The sequence below is a fragment of the Paenibacillus sp. HB172176 genome, assembly GCF_011947265.1.
Lineage (GTDB): Bacteria > Bacillota > Bacilli > Paenibacillales > Paenibacillaceae > Pristimantibacillus.
In genome coordinates this window covers 318,583-334,988 of sequence record NZ_JAATHD010000002.1, presented here as the reverse complement: position 1 = coordinate 334,988, position 16,406 = coordinate 318,583, and the positions used below count along the sequence as shown (strand labels likewise).

18 protein-coding genes and 1 riboswitch are annotated in these 16,406 nt (G+C 51.0%); all 18 genes read left to right on the top strand.

The window, feature by feature from the left end:
- Positions 1-7: 7 nt before the first annotated feature.
- The 18 genes from HFP08_RS03935 to HFP08_RS03850 all read left to right on the top strand — a co-directional run bounded on the left by HFP08_RS03935 (position 8) and on the right by HFP08_RS03850 (position 16,305).
- Positions 8-439: a peptidylprolyl isomerase gene (locus HFP08_RS03935; RefSeq protein WP_168119456.1), complete on the top strand. Its 432-nt coding sequence runs from the start codon at positions 8-10 to the stop codon at positions 437-439.
- Between the two features lie 52 nt (positions 440-491).
- Positions 492-690, top strand: a riboswitch (FMN riboswitch).
- Positions 691-832: 142 nt separating this feature from the next.
- The gene (gene ribD / locus HFP08_RS03930; protein ID WP_168119204.1) at positions 833-1,963 is read left to right on the top strand and encodes a bifunctional diaminohydroxyphosphoribosylaminopyrimidine deaminase/5-amino-6-(5-phosphoribosylamino)uracil reductase RibD; all 1,131 of its coding nucleotides are present in this window, start codon (positions 833-835) and stop codon (positions 1,961-1,963) included.
- Positions 1,948-2,613 carry a riboflavin synthase gene (gene ribE, locus HFP08_RS03925; RefSeq protein WP_168119203.1) on the top strand — a complete coding sequence of 222 codons (666 nt, stop codon included), beginning with the start codon at positions 1,948-1,950 and terminating at the stop codon, positions 2,611-2,613. The genes ribD and ribE overlap by 16 nt, the downstream gene beginning before the upstream one ends.
- Positions 2,614-2,671: 58 nt before the next feature.
- Complete coding sequence (locus HFP08_RS03920; RefSeq protein ID WP_168119202.1) at positions 2,672-3,967, top strand: bifunctional 3,4-dihydroxy-2-butanone-4-phosphate synthase/GTP cyclohydrolase II; 1,296 nt, start codon at positions 2,672-2,674, stop codon at positions 3,965-3,967.
- A gap of 67 nt (positions 3,968-4,034) precedes the next feature.
- Complete coding sequence (ribH, locus tag HFP08_RS03915) at positions 4,035-4,505, top strand: 6,7-dimethyl-8-ribityllumazine synthase (RefSeq protein ID WP_168119201.1); 471 nt, start codon at positions 4,035-4,037, stop codon at positions 4,503-4,505.
- Between the two features lie 39 nt (positions 4,506-4,544).
- On the top strand, positions 4,545-5,324 hold the full coding sequence (locus HFP08_RS03910; protein WP_168119200.1) for a segregation and condensation protein A: 780 nt from the start codon (positions 4,545-4,547) through the stop codon (positions 5,322-5,324).
- Positions 5,293-5,883: an SMC-Scp complex subunit ScpB gene (gene scpB / locus HFP08_RS03905; protein WP_168119199.1), complete on the top strand. Its 591-nt coding sequence runs from the start codon at positions 5,293-5,295 to the stop codon at positions 5,881-5,883. The genes HFP08_RS03910 and scpB overlap by 32 nt, the downstream gene beginning before the upstream one ends.
- A gap of 96 nt (positions 5,884-5,979) precedes the next feature.
- Positions 5,980-6,672, top strand: a complete 693-nt coding sequence (locus tag HFP08_RS03900; RefSeq protein WP_168119198.1) for a DUF2953 domain-containing protein — start codon at positions 5,980-5,982, stop codon at positions 6,670-6,672.
- On the top strand, positions 6,645-7,139 hold the full coding sequence (ytfJ, locus tag HFP08_RS03895) for a GerW family sporulation protein (RefSeq protein WP_168119197.1): 495 nt from the start codon (positions 6,645-6,647) through the stop codon (positions 7,137-7,139). The genes HFP08_RS03900 and ytfJ overlap by 28 nt, the downstream gene beginning before the upstream one ends.
- Before the next feature lie 383 nt (positions 7,140-7,522).
- Entirely contained in the window at positions 7,523-8,554 is a 1,032-nt protein-coding gene (locus HFP08_RS03890) for a D-alanyl-D-alanine carboxypeptidase family protein (protein WP_240941095.1), read from the top strand.
- A 42-nt stretch (positions 8,555-8,596) separates the two neighbouring features.
- Positions 8,597-9,190 (top strand): nucleoside recognition domain-containing protein, encoded by a 594-nt coding sequence (locus HFP08_RS03885; protein WP_168119195.1) that lies wholly within the window; start codon positions 8,597-8,599, stop codon positions 9,188-9,190.
- Positions 9,183-9,716 carry a spore maturation protein gene (locus HFP08_RS03880; RefSeq protein ID WP_168119194.1) on the top strand — a complete coding sequence of 178 codons (534 nt, stop codon included), beginning with the start codon at positions 9,183-9,185 and terminating at the stop codon, positions 9,714-9,716. The genes HFP08_RS03885 and HFP08_RS03880 overlap by 8 nt, the downstream gene beginning before the upstream one ends.
- A 78-nt stretch (positions 9,717-9,794) precedes the next feature.
- Positions 9,795-10,538: a pseudouridine synthase gene (locus tag HFP08_RS03875; RefSeq protein ID WP_168119193.1), complete on the top strand. Its 744-nt coding sequence runs from the start codon at positions 9,795-9,797 to the stop codon at positions 10,536-10,538.
- Positions 10,539-10,619: 81 nt separating this feature from the next.
- Positions 10,620-11,150 (top strand): redoxin domain-containing protein, encoded by a 531-nt coding sequence (locus HFP08_RS03870; protein WP_168119192.1) that lies wholly within the window; start codon positions 10,620-10,622, stop codon positions 11,148-11,150.
- Positions 11,151-11,162: 12 nt separating this feature from the next.
- Complete coding sequence (resB, locus tag HFP08_RS03865) at positions 11,163-12,836, top strand: cytochrome c biogenesis protein ResB (protein ID WP_240941062.1); 1,674 nt, start codon at positions 11,163-11,165, stop codon at positions 12,834-12,836.
- The gene (gene ccsA, locus HFP08_RS03860) at positions 12,833-14,092 is read left to right on the top strand and encodes a cytochrome c biogenesis protein CcsA (protein WP_168119191.1); all 1,260 of its coding nucleotides are present in this window, start codon (positions 12,833-12,835) and stop codon (positions 14,090-14,092) included. Before resB ends, ccsA begins: the two co-directional genes overlap by 4 nt.
- Before the next feature lie 26 nt (positions 14,093-14,118).
- Positions 14,119-14,835 carry a response regulator transcription factor gene (locus tag HFP08_RS03855; RefSeq protein WP_168119190.1) on the top strand — a complete coding sequence of 239 codons (717 nt, stop codon included), beginning with the start codon at positions 14,119-14,121 and terminating at the stop codon, positions 14,833-14,835.
- On the top strand, positions 14,836-16,305 hold the full coding sequence (locus HFP08_RS03850) for an ATP-binding protein (RefSeq protein ID WP_168119189.1): 1,470 nt from the start codon (positions 14,836-14,838) through the stop codon (positions 16,303-16,305). It begins immediately after the preceding gene.
- The last annotated feature ends 101 nt before the right edge of the window (positions 16,306-16,406 follow it).

The window sequence follows — 16,406 nt, the reverse complement described above, 5'->3', positions numbered from 1 at the left end:
GATGAATTTGTCAAAAAAAGCGAAAATTACATTAGCAAGCGGCGGCGAGGTGCAGCTGGATTTGTTCGATCAGGATGCTCCGAATACCGTTGCAAACTTCGAGAAGCTGGCTGGATCCGGCTTCTATAACGGACTGACCTTTCATCGCGTCATTCCAGGCTTCGTAGCGCAGGGCGGTTGCCCGGTAGGCAACGGAACCGGCGGCCCCGGCTACCAAATCGACTGCGAAATCAATCCGAACAAGCACGAGCGCGGCACGCTGGCGATGGCGCATGCCGGTCGCAATACAGGCGGAAGCCAGTTCTATATTTGCTATCAACCGCAGCCGCATCTGGACGGCGGACATACCGTTTTCGGCAAAGTAACGAAGGGTATGGAGTTTGTTGACGCGCTCAAAGGCGGAGACAAGATGGAAAAGGTTGAAGTTTTCGAAAATTAATGCTACGATTTACACTATCAATAAGTTAGTAAGTTAAAAGTTGAATCAATAAGCTTTCCTTCGGGGCAGGGTGAAATTCCCAACCGGCGGTGATCGCATGGGCGAGGGGCATGTCATTATGACAGCTTCCTCGCCGATGCGTCAGTCCGTGACCCGGGCTGATTGGAGCGGCGTTATGCCGCAACATTCGGAACGGTGGATCTGGTGCAATTCCGGAGCCGACAGTATAGTCTGGATGGGAGAAGGAGAGACTTCGGTTAGCTGTGCTATTTTTAGCGCTTATTTCTTTGTGCATCTTTTCACAAAGTGAATAGGTTTATTTCGACAGCGATCGTTTATCTCGCATTTCCTATCCCCCTGACGGCAAGCATGCCGGAGAGGGGGTTTTCTGTTTTGTTAGAGGCTTTGAATGATGAATTCTATATGCGGCTTGCGCTGGATATGGCGAGGAAGACAAGCGGACAGACCGATTTGAATCCGATGGTCGGCTGTGTCGTGGTGAAGGATGGCCGAATTGTCGGGATCGGCACCCATCTGAAGCGCGGCGAGGGCCACGCGGAGGTTCACGCGCTTAAGATGGCCGGACCGGAGGCGGAAGGCGCTACCGTCTATGTCACGCTGGAGCCGTGCAGTCACACTGGAAAGACGCCTCCCTGCTGCGATCGCATCATCGAGGCGAAGGCAGCCAGAGTCGTCGTTGCTGCCGTCGACGGCAATCCGCTCGTGGCAGGAAGCGGTATTGCCAGATTGCGCGAGCATGGCATTGCAGTAGAGGTCGGGCTGCTCGAGGAAGAAGCGCGGCAAATGAATGAGAAGTTCAATAAGTGGATCTGCACGAAATTGCCATTCGTCACGTTGAAGACGGCAAGCACGCTGGATGGCCGAATCGCATCGTCGACGGGCCACAGCAAATGGATTACAGGGCCTGAGGCAAGGGAGCAAGTGCATGTGCTGAGGCATCAGCATGCGGGGATCATGGTGGGCATCGCCACCGTTCTCGCGGATGATCCTCTGCTTACGACAAGAGGGGATGTTCCTGCTCTGAATCCGGTTCGAATTGTTGTGGATTCAAAGCTTCGATTGCCTCTGGAAGCTCGTGTAGTTGGAGATCGAAGCGCAAGAACGCTCGTACTGACGACCGAAGGAGCGGACTCCAATCGATGTGAGCTGCTGACGGCAGCCGGCGTAGAGGTTATTCCATGCGGCGCAGGGGAGGCGGTTGATCTTACTGCAGCGATGAAGGCTCTCGCCGAATTGGAGATTGGTTCGATCCTTCTCGAAGGGGGCGGCAAGCTGAACGGAGCCATGCTCGAGGCGGGTCTCGTTGACAAGATTCATATGTTCATTGCCGCGAAAATAATTGGCGGAGAGAATGCGCCATCGAGCTTTTCTTTTGCGGGAATTGAGAGAATGGATGACGCTATCGGACTCAGGGATGTAACATCGGAGATGATTGGCCCCGATATTTGCATCATCGGATATCCGGACAACGCGGGGAAGGTGAGAAGATGTTCACAGGCTTGATTGAAGAAGTAGGCCGATTGAAGTTCACAGCGACGCAAGGAGAAGCGATGCAGCTCGTAATTGGAGCGAGTCTGGTTACGAAGGATGTCAGTCTCGGCGACAGTATTGCGGTTAACGGAGTTTGTTTGACCGTCACAGCCTTCGATGCGGGAACCTTCGCCGCCGATGTGATGCCGGAGACGTATAAGCGCTCAGGCTTGCATCTGCTTAAGAATGGCGATCCCGTAAATTTGGAGCGCGCGATGCAGGCAGGAGCAAGATTCGGCGGACATATCGTGCAGGGACATGTAGACGGAACGGGGAAAATCGTTTCACGGCACTCGGATGCCAATGCGGTTGTATTCCGCATTCGGACCGATGATCCCGGGTTGTTCCGATACATCATCCCGAAAGGTTCCGTGACGGTGGACGGCATCAGCCTAACCGTCGTGGACGCTGATAACGACGCTTTCTCTGTCTCGATCATTCCTCACACGCTCGCACAGACAGCGCTGCAATCGAAGCAGAGGGGAGGCGCGGTCAATATCGAGACGGACATTATTGGCAAATATGTCGATCATCTCATGCATTTTCGCGGATTGGAGCCGGCTGCTGCTGCGCCAAAATCGAAGCTTACGGCGGAATATTTGACGGAGCATGGCTTCCTGTAAAAGAATTGATCTGATTTCGCAGCCGACCGCAGAAGAGAAATACAGAGGAGGAAATCGAATGAGCACACCAGAAATCGACTCGAGCGTTTTCGACAGCATCGAAAGCGCTCTGCAGGATCTGCTGCAAGGGCGTCCGGTTATTGTCGTGGACGATGAGGATAGAGAGAATGAAGGCGATCTGATCGCCTTGGCGGATAAATCAACGCCGGAAGTAATTAATTTCATGATTTCCGAGGCACGCGGACTCGTGTGCGTGCCGATTACGCAGGAGAGGGCGCAGGAGCTGGAGCTTCCGCCGATGGTTTCGCAGAACACGGATTTCCACGGAACGGCCTTTACCGTTTCCGTCGATCATAGCTCCACCTCCACAGGCATCTCTGCCTATGAGCGATCATTAACGGTCAAAGCTTTAATTGACGGGTCTGCGAAAGCGGAAGACTTCCGCAGACCGGGCCATATCTTTCCGTTGATCGCCAAGCCGGGCGGTGTATTGCGCCGCGCCGGACATACGGAGGCAGGCATTGATCTCGCGAATTTATGTCATGCGGCTCCGGCAGCCGTCATCTGCGAAATTATTAAAGAAGACGGCACGATGGCGCGCTTGCCGGATCTTGTGCAGTTCAAAAAGAAGCATGGTCTTAAACTCATTACTATTGAAGAGCTGATTCGTTATCGCAATGAGAAGGAGAAGCTGGTGGAACGCGTCGTAGAGGTTAAGATGCCAACGGATTTCGGCGAATTCCATGCAGTCGCTTATACGAACGAAGTGGATAACAAAGAGCATGTCGCGCTTGTGAAAGGCGAGATTCGTCCCGATGAGCCTCTGCTGGTACGCGTGCATTCGGAATGCTTGACAGGAGATGTGTTCCATTCTCACCGATGCGATTGCGGGCCGCAGCTGGAAGCGGCGCTTCGGCAAATCAGCGAAGCGGGTCAAGGCGTGCTGCTCTATATGCGTCAAGAGGGCAGAGGCATCGGATTAATTAATAAATTAAAGGCTTATGCGCTGCAAGAGCAGGGATTCGACACCGTGGAGGCGAATATTAAGCTAGGCTTCGCTCCGGATTTGCGCGATTACGGCATTGGCGCTCAAATATTGAAGGATCTGGGCGTCACGAAGATGAGGCTTCTGACGAACAACCCTCGCAAGATCAAAGGGCTTGAAGGCTACGGCATCGAAGTGGTCGAGCGGGTGCCGATTCAGATGGAGGTCAACGTCGACAATCAGCATTATCTCAAGACGAAGAAGGCGAAGCTTGGCCATATGCTGCTAATGGACGGCTTGGAGCTTGCTCAGGAGAAGAAGCTTGAGCAGTCATCTGGCGAGCCGCTGCCAGTTAAACACGAACAATAAGAGCATATTTGTAAGAAACGCACGGTTAGAAATACTGTAGAGGATAATCTGGGAGGATGACGATATAATGACAACGTATTATGAAGGACATTTGGTATCGCAAGGATTGAAATACGGCATCGTGGCAGGCAGATTCAACGAGTTTATCTCGAGCAAGCTTCTTGGCGGAGCGCTTGACGCATTCAAGCGTCATGGCGCGGAGGAACAGGATGTCGAAGTGGCTTGGGTTCCTGGAGCATTCGAAATTCCGTTGATCGCTCAGAAGATGGCGGAAAGCGGCAAATACGACGCTGTCATTACGCTCGGCGCCGTTATTCGCGGATCAACGGCGCACTTCGACTATGTCTGCAACGAAGTGGCCAAAGGCATTGCCGCAATCGGTCTTAAGACCGGCGTGCCGACAATTTTCGGCGTGCTTACGGTCGATTCAATCGAGCAAGCGATTGAGAGAGCCGGTACGAAAGCGGGCAATAAGGGGTATGAAGCGGCAGTGTCGGCTATCGAGATGGCTAATCTCGTCAAGCAGCTTCAAGTCTGATAAAAGCTCGGCATTCATTCTTCACGGGAGGTTGAGCAGGTGTCTGTGCTTTACAAGCTTGAATCATTCGAAGGTCCGCTTGACCTTCTGCTTCATCTAATCGATAAAGCGGAAATCGATATTCATGAAATATCAATCAGCGAAATTACGACGCAATATATGGGCTATCTTGACGCCATGAAGGATCTGGAGCTCGAGGTCACAAGCGAGTTTCTCGTGATGGCTGCCACGCTGCTCGCAATCAAGAGCAATCAGCTTCTGCCGAAGCCGCCGGTGTTCGAGGATGAGTTCGAGGAGTGGTATGACGATTCTCTGGATCCGAGAGACGAGCTGATTCAACGATTGATCGAATATCGAAGATTCAAGGGGATCGCGGAGCAACTGCGGGAGAAGGAGCATGAACGGAGTCTCGTCTACTCGCGCGAGGCGGAGGATATGACGCCCTTCCAGAAGGAGGAATTCGTGAATCCGCTGGAGGGCTTGCATGTGTCCGACATCGTCAAGGCGTTCCAGAAGGCGATTAACAAAGCGGCAAGGCGGGATTCCTTCTCGACGGTGCAGCGGGACGAAATTTCGGTTAAGGATCGGATTCGCGATATCGTCGAGGTGCTGAGACAGCATGAGAACATACGTTTCTCCAGACTGATTCGCGAAGATATGGAGAAGCACGAGATCGTAGTCACCTTTCTTGCTATTCTGGAATTAATGAAGATGAAGCATATCCGATGCTTTCAGCATGCGCTCTTCGACGATATCGTCATCAATTGGAGAGGAGAGGCGGATGTCGATGGAATTTCAGAAGTTGAAATCGATTATTGAGGGATTATTGTTTATGGCTGGCGACGAAGGCTTGAACAAACGGCAGCTGGGCGATATTCTTGAGGTGGATGCCGAATTCGCCGCAGATCTCGTCTATGATTTGCAACGTGATCTGGAACGCGAAGAACGAGGCATTCAAATTATAGAGGTTGCCGCTTCCTTTCGGATGACCACGCATGCCGATCATGCGCCTTATTTCGAGCGGATGGCTTATACGCCTACCCGTTCTCAGTTGTCGCAGGCCGCATTGGAGACGCTGTCGATCGTGGCATACCGCCAACCGATTACAAGAATCGATATTGAAGAAATCAGAGGCGTTAAAAGCGATAGAGCCATTCAAACCCTGGTTGCGAAGGACTTGATTGAGGAGGTTGGAAGAGCGGAGGCTATCGGAAGGCCGATTCTATACGGTACAACGAAGCTTTTTCTGGATTATTTCGGACTTCCGTCGATCAAGGAGCTGCCCGAGCCGAAGCATGTGAATGTGGAAGACGCTTTGGATGAGCAAACGCAAATGCTGTTCGATCGTCTTGACGGCAATCAATTGACAATTGAATAATGGAAAGAATGAGAATTCGCTGCCTGGTCATACTACATTTAACCAATTATAGTGCGTGTTGAACAACCACACTTAGGGAACGGAGGAAGCATATCGATGCTTGGTTACCCTTATGGCTTAATGATGACAGGCGGCGTTTTTCTTTTGCTGCTGCTCCTGACTTCCATTCTATCTTCGCCCATAACGATGACCGGACATGTGAGGAAGGTCGGGAACGATGAATTCGCGGAATTCAAGGTTCGAGCTTTGTTCGGCATTTTGCATTACCAATACACGGTCCCCAGCATGTTTTTCACCGGCAATTCGTTAAAGTTCAAAAAGAAGGTCAGTCAAGAAGGCGCAGGAATTGCATCCCGCCAAGAGGAAAGGGACGAGATCGACGCCGAGAAAGTTGAAAGCTCGATTGACAAATATAAGCAATTGCTCCAAATGACGCGCGATATGAAGGGCTGGGTCAAGGATACATTAAGAAGAGTGCGGCTTTTGGATTGGCAATGGTCCACGACTGTAGGAACGGGAGACGCAATGTGGACCGCTATGGCGATAGGGGCCGTTTGGTCGGTGAAAACATCGCTCCTGGGTCTGATCTCTCAAATGCTGCATGTGGAGGAGCATCCAAGATTAACCGTGCATCCTGTATTCCAGTATCCTGCATTTTCAACGGAATGGCTGTGCATAGCTCAAATACGCTTCGGTTATGCTATTCTTGCCGGACTGCAGCTGTTAGTTCGCATGAAGAAATGGAAAGGAGGCGTCAGAGCATGGCAGAACATCCTATTCAAGGCTTAATGCAAACCGCAATGGAGAACATTAAGGAAATGGTTGATGTTAATACGATTGTCGGGGATCCTGTCCAAACCCCTGACGGCAGCGTCATTATGCCAATCTCGAAGGTTGGCTTCGGATTCGTTGCCGGCGGCAGCGATATTCGCATGGACGGTTCGGAAAAGCAAGGGAGCGGCGCAGGCGCATCCGATGCGCATCATGCATCCGTATCGCTGCCGTTCGGCGGAGGAAGCGGGGGAGGCGTATCCATTACGCCAATCGCCTTTCTCGTCGTTGGCACTCATGGCGTGAAGATTGTATCTCTTGATAATCAGACGCATTTGATGGAGAGAATGATTGATTCCGCTCCGAAGGTGTTCGATAAGATTCAATCGATGTTGAAGCCGTCCTTCACAGACAGGGATGATTACAGCGAGACGACGGAGGCAATTATCGACGGGCATTTGGAAGATGATTCTTTGCGCAATTAGCAAAATGAAATTTGACATGCTTGACGATTTATGTCTTTCATGTTAGCTTGTAGATAACATAAAGGCAATGAAACCGAAGGGTTCAACCTCGATTCGCAGAGGTTGGGCTCTTTTTTTGTGCGTTATTCTCAACTCTCAATTCAGTTAGGGATGAAGGAAATGAATATGGAGGCAAATAGGTGAAGGAATCGGAGATAAAGATCAGGTGAATTGGAAAAATAAGCTCGTCTACTGGGGCTTGCTCACGCATATACTATTGAAGAAAACTTGACTGCCGAGCCCATTTCGGCAAATGACGACGATGCGATTGCACCTGAGAGGAGTACTACTTGATTATGATTGCGAAATGGAAGCAAAGCTTAACTTTACTTGTCGCGGCAACGATGCTCTTGCTGTTCGATTGCAATTCTGCAATAACGCAAGCCGCGCCTTCAATCAGCACAAACGCGAAAGCTGCAGCATTGATTGATGTCGCATCAGGACGCGTGCTGTACAGCAGCAGCGGAGACACGCCGATGCGAATTGCCAGTTTGACGAAGATCATGACCGCGATTGTCGCGATCGAGCATGGCAATTTGAAGGACATGGTGAAAACGTCAAAGCATGCGGCGGGCAGGGAGGGCTCCTCGATTTATTTGCAGCTGGACGAGGAGATGAGCTTGTCGAATATGCTGTACGGACTTATGCTCAGATCGGGCAATGACGCGGCTACGGCGATTTCGGAGCATGTGGGAGGCTCGGAGGAAGGCTTTGTTCATCTTATGAACGAGAAGGCTGCCTTACTAGGTCTTACGAACACGCAATTTCAAAATCCGCATGGCCTTGATGTGGACGGGCATTATTCTTCTGCTAATGATTTGGCCAAGCTGACTGCTTACGCGCTTCGTAATAAAGTGTTTTCGGAAATTGTTTCCACAAAGGAATGGAAAGCGCCGAATCCGCATGATGCTTGGGATTATCGATGGAAGAATAAAAACAAGATGCTTGCGATGTACGATGGAGCGGATGGCGTGAAAACAGGTTATACGAAAAAAGCTTTGCGCTGTTTGGTCAGTTCGGCGACGCGGAACGGCCAGCAGCTTGCGGCAGTAACGATTAACGACGGGGATGATTGGGTCGATCACAGCCATTTGCTCGACTGGGGCTTCGCTCATTTTCCGCTCCAGCAGATTACGGCGAAGGGCTCAGAGATTGCCGGTTATTCGCTTGCGGCAGGTCGCAGCTTCCGATATCCGCTTGAGGTTTCCGAACATTTGGAATCCAGGCTCGTACTGAAAAACCGGGATGAAGTCGATTACGCTCTGGGCGAGCGAGGTTCTTTGGAGTATTATCTGGACGGCAAGCACGTCGGCTCTGTGCCGGTTTATGATCAAGCGAGCAAAAGGCTGAGGCTTTCACTTCAGGGAGAGAAGTGATAAGCCGTTCTGCGTTCGCGTTTTGGGGGAGGCGTGAAGGATATGGTGAACTTCATTTGGTTATTTTTTATTGTGGCGAGCGTGGCGGTGGCTGCTTGCACGGGCAAGATGGATGCCGTAACGCAGGCCGCCTTCGATGGGGCGAAGTCAGGCGTTACGGTAAGCTTCGGTTTAATCAGCATTATGGTATTTTGGCTCGGGATGATGCGAATTGCGGAAGATGCGGAGCTCCTTAAGAAGCTCGCACGACTGCTTGGACCTCTCGTGCGCTGGCTATTCCCGGATATTCCGAGGAATCATCCCGCGATCGGCTACATAATGAGCAATCTTAGCGCCAATTTGTTCGGACTCGGCAATGCGGCAACGCCAATGGGCATCAAGGCGATGCAGGAGCTGCAGAAGCTGAATCCGCATCCCGATACGGCAACGCCTGCCATGTGCACCTTGCTGGCCTTGAACACTTCGAGCATTACAATCATTCCCACGACATTAATCGCGATACGGATGAATTACGGTTCGGCCAATCCTGCCGAAATTATCGGAACGACCTTGGCTGCGACCTTCATCGCAACCGCAGCAGCCATCGCCGCGGACCGCTGGTACCGGAAGCGATCGGGGGGTGAAGAGCTTGTATGAGATATTCACCAGGCTGTCCGCTTGGCTGATTCCCGCCATTATTGTATTCATCCCGCTCTATGGGGCGCTTCGAAGAAAGTTGCCCGTCTATGAAACCTTCGTCGAGGGAGCCAAGGACGGCTTCGGCACAGCGATCGCAATCATTCCGCATCTTGTGGGCATGATGGTCGCGATCAGCATGTTTCGCGCATCCGGTGCGATGGACTTCATGCTGTCGGCCGTACGACCGCTTTTCGATTGGCTGCATATCCCCAGCGAAGTGCTGCCTCTTGGCCTTCTGCGTCCGCTTACAGGCGCAGGTTCGCTGGCGTTCACTGCGGATCTCATTCAAACCTACGGTCCGGATTCCATGATTGGCCGCATAGCGTCTACCATTCAAGGCAGCACCGATACGACGCTATATGTACTGACGGTTTATTTTGGAGCAGTGGCGGTTCGTAAGACGAGATACGCGTTAAAAGTAGGTTTATTTTCGGATTTCGTCGGGTTTGTTGCGGCCATTTTGATTTGCTTATACATCTTTTAATCCATTTGAGAGCTAGAATCGACAGTAAACTTGTACTTTGCGCTCTATATCGTTATGATGTAGAGTGAGGTGAAACATTTGGAACGTTTACAGAAAATTTTGGCGCAGGCTGGCGTAGCTTCCAGACGCAAATGCGAGGAGCTTATCCAATCCGGCGCGGTAACGGTCAATGGGGAGAAGGTCACAACTCTCGGAGTAAAGGCCGACCCTGCAGTCGATGCGATTGCCGTTAACGGCAAAACCATTCGAGGCGAGAAGAAGCTTTATCTTATGCTCAACAAGAGCAAAGGGGTCATTACGAGCGCGAATGATCCGCAAGGCCGCAAAGTGGTGACGGATTTTCTGCCGGGCATCAAGGAGCGCGTCTATCCCGTCGGCAGGCTCGATTATGATACGGAGGGGCTTTTGATTCTGACGAATGACGGCGAGTTTGCGAATCTGCTTACGCATCCCAAGCATCATGTGCCCAAAACCTATCACGCTACGGTAAAGGGAGTGCCTCACGGCACTGCATTGGAGCAGCTGCAGAAGGGCGTCAAGCTCGAGGACGGCATGACATCCCCCGCAGAGGTGGAATATCACGACGTGGATACGGACAAGAATGAAGCAACGATCGCGATTACGATCTATGAAGGAAGAAATCGACAGGTGCGGCGCATGTTTGAGGCGGTTGGCCACAAAGTAATCCGTTTGAAACGCATCAAGTTTGGCGAGCTAGGTCTTCAGCAATTGGGGAGAGGCAAGTTTCGTCACTTGACGCCGCAAGAAGTGGAAGAGCTTAAAGCGGCTGCGTTTAAGACACATAAAGTTCATAAAAAGTAATCGGCGGCGGCATTTCATGCCGTCGACTTTTCGTTATAATGAAAGCATTGTACATACCTGATTGTACGGGGAGTGAAAGCATTGAAGAAGTCTCGCAAAGCGCTTCAAGTGATTATCTTGATTGCCGTGCTCATTATCGGGGGCTATGCAATCGGAACCAGCATATTTGCCAAGGATGGGACAGGGCCGCTTCAGCCGGGGGACAAGCCGCCCTCCTTTTTGTTATCGAATTTGAACGGCGGAGAAACCGCGCTGTCCGATTATGTCGGTCAGCCAATCGTCATTAACTTCTGGGGAAGCTTCTGCGAGCCCTGCGTGAAGGAAATGCCTGAATTCGAGAAGCAATACGAGAAATGGAAGGACAAAGGTTTGGTTATACTTGCGATTAATCTCAGCGAGGATACGCTGACTGTCAAAAATTTCGTCAATCGATTCGATTTGAATTATCCGATTTTGCGAGACGTGAATCGTAGAACCGAGCGAGCGTACAATCTCCGCTCCTATCCGACCACGTTCTTCGTCAAGCCGAACGGCGAGCTGTTCGAAATGGTTGTGGGCGGCATGCAGGAAGCGGATATTGACGAGCGGATTGAACGGCTGTTGCAGCTTTAGGAGGTTACCCTAGTGATAGTACCCGAAAATACGAAATGCGAGTGCGGCCATCAGAATCACATTGGAACCGTGCTCTGCGAATCCTGCGGCAAGCCGCTTTTGGAGGAAGAGCAAGCCTCGGATTTGCCGCTCGAAATGCGATATGACGGCATTGCAAGAAGATCGCAGAAGAGCAATCCGAATTTGATTGATCGCGTATGGAGCTTTTTCTCCTCGGTGAAAATTGCCATTTACTTGATTATCATTACATTCTTGACGGCAATGCTCGGCACGATCTATCCGCAGGAGAATACGTTCATCAACAAATTCGAGCTGGACAAGTATTACGAGAATACATACGGCTTCTCCGGCAAGCTTTATTACATGTTCGGCATCTCGCATATTTACGACAGCTGGTGGTTTATAGGGCTGCTGGTTATGATCGGCACCTCGCTTGTCATTTGCAGCATCGACCGTGTTCTGCCGCTGTACCGCGCGCTGAATAAACAGCAAATTCGCAAGCATTCCCAGTTCATTCTCAGGCAGAAGGCCGTCTTCCAATATGAAGGCATCAGCGACGCTGACGCATGGACGGAGGAATACGCTTCGCATCTTAAGAAGCGCGGCTACAGGGTGCATCGGGATCCGGACGGCTCGGCGCTGCTTGCCGAGAAGAATCGATTCAGCAGATGGGGGCCCTATATTAATCATATCGGCTTGATTCTGTTTCTGCTTGCGATTCTCGCCAGAACGCTGCCGGGCTGGCAGATGGATAATTATATCGGCATTCCCGACGGCGATACTGTACGGATTGAAGATACGAATTATTTCGTGAAGAACGAGAAATTCACGGTTGATTTCTACAAGGACAACGAGCTTCCCCAAGAGCTTCAAGGCAAGACCAGGGCGAAATCCTATGTGACGGATGCAGTACTCTACAAATGTGTAAGCGATTGTAATGATCCCGGGAAGGAGCCCGTGCTCGAAGAGGTGGAGAAGCATCAGATTGAAGTGAACAAACCGCTTCAATACAAAGGCTTGAAGCTCTATCAATTCGACTTCGATCTGACGCCGCGCCTCAACTCGGTATCGCCGATCATTGAGGATAAGAGCACGGGCGAAACATACGGCCCCTTTTTCCTGCCGATGAAGGATGCGCCGACGCATCAAGAGGTAGGGCCGTACACGCTTGATCTGTATGCGAATTTCATGGAATTCGCTCTGGACAGCGAAGGAAATCCGACGACATTGTCCCGTGACCCGAACGCTCCGGCATTTATTTTTACAGTGAAGGGACCTGGCCTGAAAGCCGAAGGAGAGCCGTATATGTATTTCCCGATGCAGAAGGATAAGGTTCGCTTCGCGCAGGATACGATTAACCGCGAACTGGCTGACAAGGTCGAAATTCGGGTTGACGGCATGGAGAACGTGGATTTCTCCGAAGCCACGACCTATTTGAACGTAAGAATGGACAAATCATTGCCTTATCTGTGGATCGGTGCGGCGTTCTCCATGATTGGATTGATTATGGGCTCTTACTGGCAGCATCGCAGAATTTGGCTGCGCATTGACGAGGACAAGCTGTCTCTTGGCGCGCATACGAACAAAAACTGGTTTGGCATGCGCGGAGACATTGCGTTCGCGCTGAAAAAAATCGGGATTGAGGTAGATCCGAAATCCCTTGACAACGGAGGGAAAAGCGCGTGAGTTTATTATCATTCAGCAGCAGCAGCTATATAGCGGCATTCTTTCTTTATTGCTTCGCTTTCTTGTTCTATGTCATCGCGATAGCGGGAAGAAGATGGAGCGACCGCGATCCTGCGGCCCATATGAAACGCTGGGGCACCTTCGCCTTTGTCGTCTCCAGCACGGGTCTCGCCCTGCATCTGGCGTTCTTCTTCACGCGCTGGGCGGGAAGCGGTCAGGTGCCGACGAGCAACATGTATGAATTTATGTCTTTCTTGGCGATGGCGATCATGATTGCTTATACCATCGTATATTCTATGTATCGAAATCCAATGCTTGGCATGTTCGCTTTGCCTCTTGTCGTTATCATCGTCGCTTATGCAGCTGTGTTTCCGCAGGAGGTTCAACCGCTTATTCCCGCACTCGATTCGATCTGGCTGAAGGTGCATGTCACGACGGCCGCGCTAGGCGAAGCCTTCTTTGCGGTCGGCTTTGCTGCAGGGTTGATGTATCTGCTGCGCGCTGTTGATTTCACCGGTACGTCCAAGGGCGCGCGCCGTTCGCAATTCTGGGTGGAATTCACCTTGTATGCGATTATAATGATTGTAGGCTTTATCGTAGCCGTATTCGTCTTCCGCGGTCTCGGCTATGAAGCGGGTTTCACGAGAGAAAAGGTTAACATCGACGACAGAGGTGTAGAATCTACATCGGTCGAAACGGCTTATTATACGTTGCCGCCGATATTCAAGCCGTACAACAGTCAAGTCGATAAGATGGATTCCTTCCTTGGCATGGAGGACGGCTTGCTGGAGGCTCCGTCCTGGATGAATGGCGTTAATGCCGGACGCAAGCTAAATACGGTAGTATGGTCGATTATTACCGGTTCGCTGCTGTACGGTCTGATGAGGCTTCTTTTCCGCAAACGCTTGAGCGTTGTCATTCACCCGACGCTTGAGGGTATTGATCCGGATGATCTGGATGAAATCAGCTATCGCGCCATTGCCATCGGATTTCCGATCTTCACGCTCGGCGCTTTAATCTTCGCGATGATTTGGGCTGAGAGAGCCTGGGGCCGGTTCTGGGGCTGGGATCCGAAGGAGGTATGGGCGCTGATTACCTGGTTGTTCTACAGCGCCTATCTGCATTTCCGGTTGTCCCGAGGCTGGCAAGGACTCAATTCTTCCTGGCTTGCCGTAATCGGATTTGTTATCGTATTGTTTACCTTGATCGGGGTAAATCTGGTCATTGCGGGACTGCATTCCTACGCGGGAGTGTAGTTAATCAAAGGAGGGAGTTGGCAGTCATGTCCGATTTTCGCAACCGTATTTTGGTCGTGGATGATGAAGAGAGAATTCGTCGTTTATTGAAAATGTATTTGGAGAAGGAAGGCTATGTAATTGATGAAGCCGAGGATGGCGAAACCGCGCTCAAGCTGGCTTCCAGCTCGGACTATGCGATTATTCTGCTTGATGTGATGTTGCCGGGTATTGATGGGGTGGAAGTGTGCTCCCGCCTTCGTCAGGTGAAGGCCACACCGGTCATTATGCTTACGGCAAAAGGCGAGGAGATGAACCGTGTACAGGGTTTCGAGGTCGGTGCGGATGATTATGTAGTGAAGCCTTTCTCTCCAAGAGAAATTATATATCGGGTGAAGGCGATTTTGCGCCGTTCCTCGTCAACCGCCTTCCTGACCAAGGAGATGAACGCGATCTCGAATATCGTGTTTCCCCATCTTACGATCGAGCATGACGCTCACCGCGTAACAGCGGGCGGTCAGGAAGTCAGTTTGACGCCGAAGGAATATGAACTGCTTCACTATCTCGCCGTTTCACCGGACAAGGTATTCTCGCGCGAGGATTTACTTAAGGATGTATGGAATTACGAGTTTTTCGGAGATCTTCGAACCGTTGATACACATGTGAAGCGACTGCGCGAGAAGCTTAACAAGGTGTCCGCCGACGCGGCGGCGATGATTACGACAGTATGGGGAGTTGGCTATAAGCTAGAGGTTCCGAAGTAAATGCGCTTATGGAGACGATTGTACAGGCTGCTTTGGCATAGCGTAATCGGCAAGCTGTGGGCGACGATCATGCTGCTAGTAGCGGTCGTGCTGCTCATTCTTGGCGTATTCTTGCTCCAATATATCGATATCTGGTTCAATGACAATGCGCATGCCATCAAATTGTTGTTCATCGTCACGGCAGTAATCGGCTTCCTGCTGTCGACTTTCTTCGCATTCTTCCTGTCGGCGAAGATTCAACAGCCCCTGCTTCAGCTGAAGAATGCTGCCGATTCCGTTGCTCAAGGCGATTACAGCACTCGCGTGAATATTCGGTCATCGGATGAGATTGGCCAGCTTGCCAATACGTTCAACCACATGACGGAGCAGCTCGAGGAACTGATACATGATTTGCAGCATGAGAAGAATCATCTTGCCAGCATTCTGCGAAGCATGGGGGATTCGGTCATCACCTTCGATGCAGAGGGCTGCGTCATTCTGACGAATCCAAGCGGACATCTCTTGATCAATCAATGGTCCGGTCTCGAATCCGAATGGGATGATGATGATATTGAAGGCATGCCTCTGCTCACGAATACGCCGCTGCCGCTTCGTCATCTGCTTCATAATGTGATGCAAGAAGGCCGCGATCTTACGGACAAAATCCATGTGCACAGCAATGTGTGGTCGGTCGTGATGGCGCCGCTTCAATCCGGGGGCGTCATTCGAGGCGCCGTAGCCGTCATTCGGAACGTGACTGAGGAGCATAAGCTGGATAAGCTGCGACGGGACTTTGTTGCCAATATCTCGCATGAGATCAGAACGCCGCTTTCCATGCTTCAAGGCTACAGCGAAGCATTGATAGACGATATTGTCGTGGAGCCCGAGGAACGCAAGGAGCTTGTTCAAGTCATCTATGACGAATCATTGCGTATGGGACGTCTGGTGAATGATTTCCTCGACATTGCGAGGATGGAAGCCGGTCATGTGGACATGAACGAGCAACAAATCGATCTTAATCATATGATTCGCAGGGTGCATCGCAAGTTTCAGGTGTATGCGAAAGAGAGAGACGTGCTGCTTAACCTGTCGCTTCCCGAGGAGCCGCTTACGCTCATGCAAGCGGATGAGGACAAGCTGGAGCAGGTGCTCACCAATCTGATGGACAATGCACTTAGACATACGACAGCCGGCAAATGCATAGCGATTGCAGGCGAGAATGTGCTTGTGAACGAAAGCTCGTTTGTTCAGATTGTCGTCAAGGATGAAGGACAAGGCATACCGACAGAGGATGTTCCGTTTATCTTCGAGCGTTTCTACAAAGCGGATAAAGCGAGGAAGAGGGGAGCCTCTAGCGGAACAGGGCTTGGTCTTGCGATTGTGAAAAATTTGATCGATATGCATCATGGTCAAATCGCGGTCGACAGCGTGAAGGGCACGGGCACAACGTTTACGATATTATTGCCGGTCGACGTTCGCGATTCATTTTAATTGACCTAATGAGAAAACAGCGTTCACTCAAGTGAACGCTGTTTTTGTTGAAGCTTGCAGATAAATCTTGTTCTTCGTGGAACATTATAGAGATTTTGAAT

Bases quoted from the DNA above. Each gene is read 5' to 3' on its own strand.
- HFP08_RS03890 (WP_240941095.1), top strand. From the start codon at position 7,523: ATGCTCTTGCTGTTCGATTGCAATTCTGCAATAACGCAAGCCGCGCCT.
- scpB (WP_168119199.1), top strand. From the start codon at position 5,293: ATGGAATTTCAGAAGTTGAAATCGATTATTGAGGGATTATTGTTTATG.
- ytfJ (WP_168119197.1), top strand. From the start codon at position 6,645: ATGGCAGAACATCCTATTCAAGGCTTAATGCAAACCGCAATGGAGAAC.
- HFP08_RS03920 (WP_168119202.1), top strand. From the start codon at position 2,672: ATGAGCACACCAGAAATCGACTCGAGCGTTTTCGACAGCATCGAAAGC.
- HFP08_RS03855 (WP_168119190.1), top strand. From the start codon at position 14,119: ATGTCCGATTTTCGCAACCGTATTTTGGTCGTGGATGATGAAGAGAGA.
- HFP08_RS03885 (WP_168119195.1), top strand. From the start codon at position 8,597: ATGGTGAACTTCATTTGGTTATTTTTTATTGTGGCGAGCGTGGCGGTG.
- ribE (WP_168119203.1), top strand. From the start codon at position 1,948: ATGTTCACAGGCTTGATTGAAGAAGTAGGCCGATTGAAGTTCACAGCG.
- HFP08_RS03900 (WP_168119198.1), top strand. From the start codon at position 5,980: ATGCTTGGTTACCCTTATGGCTTAATGATGACAGGCGGCGTTTTTCTT.
- ribH (WP_168119201.1), top strand. From the start codon at position 4,035: ATGACAACGTATTATGAAGGACATTTGGTATCGCAAGGATTGAAATAC.
- HFP08_RS03850 (WP_168119189.1), top strand. From the start codon at position 14,836: ATGCGCTTATGGAGACGATTGTACAGGCTGCTTTGGCATAGCGTAATC.